Raw genomic sequence first — 4,999 nt, 5'->3', positions numbered from 1 at the left:
ATCGATGTGATAGGGGAGATGGCTTAGGCTGTCTCCCCTTGCTGTATTAGACTTTGCCGTAGAGACATCTGCGAAGTGCCCTACTAAGGAGGACAGGTTGAGCGATCAACCCACGCCATTAAGACCGGAGCCTGTTGGCGAGAGGGAGGGCGACCCCCTTCTCAATGCGCTGGTCTTCATGGCGCGATACCACGGCAATCCCAGATCTGCAGCAGTGCTGGTCGATGGCCTTCCCATGGAGGAAGGCCGTCTTCCCCTGGCGCTTGTCAGTCGTGCCGCGGCACGTGCCAATCTGAGTGCCAAACTGGTCAACCAGCAGATCACGGCCATCAGCGACATGCTGATGCCGTGCATTCTCATACTCAAGGAAGAGCGTGCTGTCGTCTTGCTGGAGGTCGACAACGACGCAGGCAAGGCCAGGATTCATCAGCCTGAGGCCGATGGTGATGAGCTGGTCGACATCGAGTCTCTGGCTGAGCGTCATGATGGGCGTGTCGTCTATCTCAAGCAGGAGCACCGCTTTGATGAACGCGCACCGGAAACGCTCAAGCAGGGTGATGGCCATTGGTTCTGGTCAACGCTGAAGCTGTCGCGGCCGATCTATCGTGACGTGATTCTGGCGTCGATATTGATCAACCTGTTTGCCGTGGCATCGCCACTGTTCGTGATGAACGCCTATGACAAGGTCGTGCCCAATCTGGCCTTCAACACGCTGTGGGTCCTGGCGACGGGTATGGCGATCATCATGGTGTTCGACTTCGTGATGCGCCAGACACGTGCCTACTTCATGGACACGGCCGGCAAGAAGTCCGAGGTGTTGCTGACCTCGAAGCTCTTCTCCAAGACCATGAACCTGCGGATGGAAGCGCGCCCCGGCTCCGTCGGTGGCTATGTGAAGCACCTGCAGGAGTTCGATTCGATTCGCGAGTTCTTTACCTCCGCGACCCTGACCACCCTGGTCGATCTGCCGTTTGCCCTGCTGTTCTTGCTGGTGATCTGGATCGTGGCTGGGCCATTGGTTCTGGTGCCATTCGCCGCGCTCGTGATCCTGCTTGTCTACAGTCTGGCGATCCAGAAACCGCTGCGCAGCAGCATCGAGCAGGGGTCGCGCCTGGCGACGGAGCGCAATGCGCGCCTCGTCGAAGCGGTCTCCGGCCTCGAGAGCCTCAAGCTGGCCAATGCTCAGGGCGAAACCCAGCGCCGGTATGAACGCGCCGTCGGGCAGATCGCGCATTGGGGGGTGAAAAGCCGCAACCTGACGACCTCTGTCAGCTCGTTGAGCATGTCGCTGACACAGGCCACTACGGTGGCGCTGGTCGTGTTCGGGGTCTATCTGATCGCGGATGCACGCCTGTCTGTCGGTGGCTTGATCGCCGCGGTCATGCTGTCCGGGCGTGCGTTGCAGCCGCTGGGGCAGTTGGCGTTGCTGATCACGCGCATCGGCCAGACGCGCAGTGCCATGAGTGCGCTTGAGCAGATCATGGCATTGCCGGAAGAGTCGGAAGATCGTCGTTACGTTCACCGCGAGCACCTGCAGATGCGCATTGAATTCGATCGCGTCGGCTTTGCCTATGCGCCGAATACGCCGCCTGCCGTGTCGGATATCTCATTGAAAATAAACCCAGGTGAGAGGATCGCGATCATCGGGCGTATCGGTGCTGGCAAGAGTACCTTGCAACGTCTTGTCTCTGGCCTGTATCGCGCCACGGCGGGCAGCGTTCGAATCGATGGACTGGATCTCAATCAGCTGCATCCCGCCGACGTACGTCGGCATATCGGTCATGCGGGCCAGGACAGTTCACTGTTCTTCGGCTCCATTCGCGACAACATCACCCTCGGCCAACCACACGCCAGTGACGTACAGATCGACCTCGCGGCTGATGCCTCCGGTGTGACCGAATTCACTCGTCATCACCCTGAAGGACTGGACCGTCAGGTGGGTGAGGGTGGGCGCATGCTCTCCAGCGGTCAGCGTCAGACGGTCTTGCTGGCACGCGCACTCTTGATGCGTCCTCCGCTCTTGCTGCTCGATGAGCCCGGGTCGCACATGGATAACCGCGCCGAGCTGCGCCTGCGCAGAATGCTCAAGTCCCTGCCACGCAGCCAGACGCTGCTGCTGGTCACCCACAAGAGCAGCATGCTCGACGTGGTAGACCGCGTCATCGTCATGGAAGGAGGGCGCATCGTCGCCGATGGTCCCAAGCAGCAGGTGCTGAGCGCCCTGAATGAAGGCCGTGTCGCCGGGCGCAAGCAGGAGGTGAATCGTGGCTAAGGCACCGATTGAGCAGCGTGACCTTCACCATCTCGACGATGTCAGCTCGGCCGTGTTGCTGGCGACTCCCTGGAAGTCGCGCATCCTGATCTGGATGGTGCTCGCATTCGTGGTCATCTTCATCATCTGGGCCAGCCAGGCGAGTCTGGAGGTCGTCACGCGCGGGTCCGGCAAGGTCGTGCCCTCGACGCACCTGCAGGTCGTCCAGAACCTGGAAGGCGGTATCGTGCGCGAGATCTATATCAAGGAAGGTCAGGTCGTCTCGGCGGGGGAGCCACTGCTGCGCATCGACGACACCAGTGCAGGTTCCGATCTGCGCGAGCGTGTCTCGACCCTCGATGGCCTGCAGGCCACCATCATGCAGTACGACACCGAGCTTGATTCCATCGAGGTCAACGCCTCCGCGGATGCCTGGAAGGATCAGGTGAGCGTGAAGAATATCGAGTTGCCCTTCGACGAAGAATTCAAGGCACGCAGTCCCGCTCTGGTGTCGCGTGCGATGACGGCATATCGCACGCATCTGAATCAGCTCAACAGTGGCCTCAATGGCGCGCGTGAACAGATTCTGCAGAAGGAGCAGGAGTTGCGTGAGTTGAGATCGCGCATCAACAGTCTCGAGCGCAGCTATCAACTGTCACGTCGCGAGCTCGGCATGACGGCCCCGCTGGTGCGTGAAGGCGTGGTCTCTCAGGTGGACCTTCTCAAGATCCAGCGTGAGGTCAACGACCTGCGGGGTGATCTTGAGTCGGCGCGTCTGGCCGTGCCGGGCAAGCAATCGGAGCTGGATGAGGCCATCTCGAATCGGGTCGGCGTCGCGCAGGAATTCCGCTCACGTGCCGCGGAAGAGCTCGCCAAGACCCAGGCGGATCTGGGTCGCTTGCGTGAGGGGCGCACCAGTCTTCAGGACCGACTCGATCGTACTTTGGTGACCTCTCCGGTTCAGGGCGCCATCAAGACGCTGAATATCAATACCATAGGCGGCGTCATCGAGCCCGGGGAAGACCTGATGGAGATTGTTCCCATCGAGGATCAGCTGCTGGTTCAGGCGCGAGTCGCTCCCAAGGACATCGGCTTCCTGAGAATCGGACAGCCGGCCGTCGTCAAGTTATCTGCCTACGATTTCACCATCTACGGTGGATTGGAAGGCAAGGTCGATCAGATCAGTGCGGATACTGTGCAGGATGAAGAAGGCAACAGTTTCTACGAGATCAAGGTGCTGACGGAGCAGAACCACCTTGGCAGTGACTCGGATCCGCTCACGATCATCCCGGGCATGCAGGCCAGTGTCGATGTGATCACTGGCAATCAGACCGTACTGCAATATCTGATGAAGCCGATTCTGCGCGCCAGGCAAGGTGCCTTGCGTGAACGTTGATCAAGGATTTGATGGATTCGAGGGTAACTCATAATGAAAAAGACACTCTTGGCGTTGAGCATCGCCGCAGGGATGGGGTTTGGCGTTCAGGCTTCGGCTGCGACTCTTGAAGAGGCCGTATCCCGAGCGGTAATGGAAAACCCGCGCACGCGCGTTCAGGTTTCACGTCACATCCAGCGACTCGAAGAAGCGGAAACCCAGCGCGGGGCGTATCGCCCGACGGTGGATCTGACCGGTCGTCTGGGCTATGGCAAGTTCGACTCGGAAGATGACGGCGTCAATGACGATGACGACTGGCACGATTACACGCGCCTTGATCTGACCATCCGTCAGCTGCTCTGGGACGGCAACACGACAATCGAGCGCATTCGCCAGGCCGAGACAGAGGCTGACTACCAGCGCCTGCAGGTTGCGGCCGAGGCCAATGACATCGCGCTGGATACGGCCGGTGCCTATCTGCAGGTCATGCGTGATGAGCTGATTCTCAAGTATGCACAAGCCAATCTCGAGGCTCACCGTCGTATCTCGAATGATATCGGGCGGCGTGCGGAATCCGGCCTTGGTGCGCGCAGTGACGTGCGTCAGGTGGATGGACGTCTGGCCAATGCCGAAGCCAGCGTGCTGTCATCGATCAACAATCTCGAGGATTCCCGCTCTGCCTATCTGCGTCTGGTGGGCGAGATGCCGTCGGACCTCAGCATGCCGGGCATCGACACCAGCCTGCTCAGCGAGGATGTCGAGAGCGCCTACGTGCAGGCCAATCAGCGCAACCCGCTGTTGGCGGCAGCGCGGGTCTCCATTGATGCTGCACGCCATGAAGTGAATGCCGAGAAGGGCGATAACTACCCCGAGTTCAGTCTCGAGGGCAATCGCACGCTGGACAATGATTATGATCAGGACAAGAGCAAGTCAGACGACTGGAGCGTCGAACTGGTCATGCGCTACAACCTGTATCGTGGCGGCCGTGATCAATCCGAGATCCGCGGTCGTCAGGCAGCACTCGAAGCGGTCGAGCACGACAATGATCGCGTGATGCGCGATGTGCGTGACGAGATTCGTCTGGCATGGAATGCCCGCGAAAACCTCAAGCGCCAGATCGATTACCTGGAAAGTTATGTGCGTGCCGCGACCGATACCCGCGAGAGTTATCGCAAGCAATTCGATATCGGGCGCCGCACATTGCTGGACCTTCTGGATAGCGAGAGTGAGCTGTTCACCTCTCAACAGAACCTGATTCGCGCCCGTTTTGATCTGGAAACCGCCAACTATCGCCTGCTGTCGGCGACCGGCGCTCTGCTGGATTCCATGAGTGTTGCCGTCCCCGTCCAACAACAGGGCTAAGCCACCCACGG

General features: G+C 59.7%; 3 protein-coding genes. All 3 read left to right on the top strand.

The window, feature by feature from the left end; translation table 11 throughout:
* Positions 1–97 precede the first annotated feature (97 nt).
* Genes H2O77_RS14780 through H2O77_RS14770 form a run of 3 tightly spaced genes read left to right on the top strand, consistent with a single transcriptional unit; the run spans position 98 to position 4,988 of the window.
* On the top strand, positions 98–2,272 hold the full coding sequence (locus H2O77_RS14780) for a type I secretion system permease/ATPase (RefSeq protein ID WP_240548629.1): 2,175 nt from the start codon (positions 98–100) through the stop codon (positions 2,270–2,272).
* Complete coding sequence (locus H2O77_RS14775; protein WP_153636505.1) at positions 2,265–3,647, top strand: HlyD family type I secretion periplasmic adaptor subunit; 1,383 nt, start codon at positions 2,265–2,267, stop codon at positions 3,645–3,647. The genes H2O77_RS14780 and H2O77_RS14775 overlap by 8 nt, the downstream gene beginning before the upstream one ends.
* Before the next feature lie 33 nt (positions 3,648–3,680).
* On the top strand, positions 3,681–4,988 hold the full coding sequence (locus H2O77_RS14770; protein ID WP_279836844.1) for a TolC family outer membrane protein: 1,308 nt from the start codon (positions 3,681–3,683) through the stop codon (positions 4,986–4,988).
* Positions 4,989–4,999: the final 11 nt, after the last annotated feature.

It is taken from the genome of Cobetia sp. 4B, assembly GCF_018831605.1.
GTDB lineage: Bacteria > Pseudomonadota > Gammaproteobacteria > Pseudomonadales > Halomonadaceae > Cobetia > Cobetia amphilecti.
This window is presented reverse-complemented; position numbering and strand designations above follow the sequence as displayed.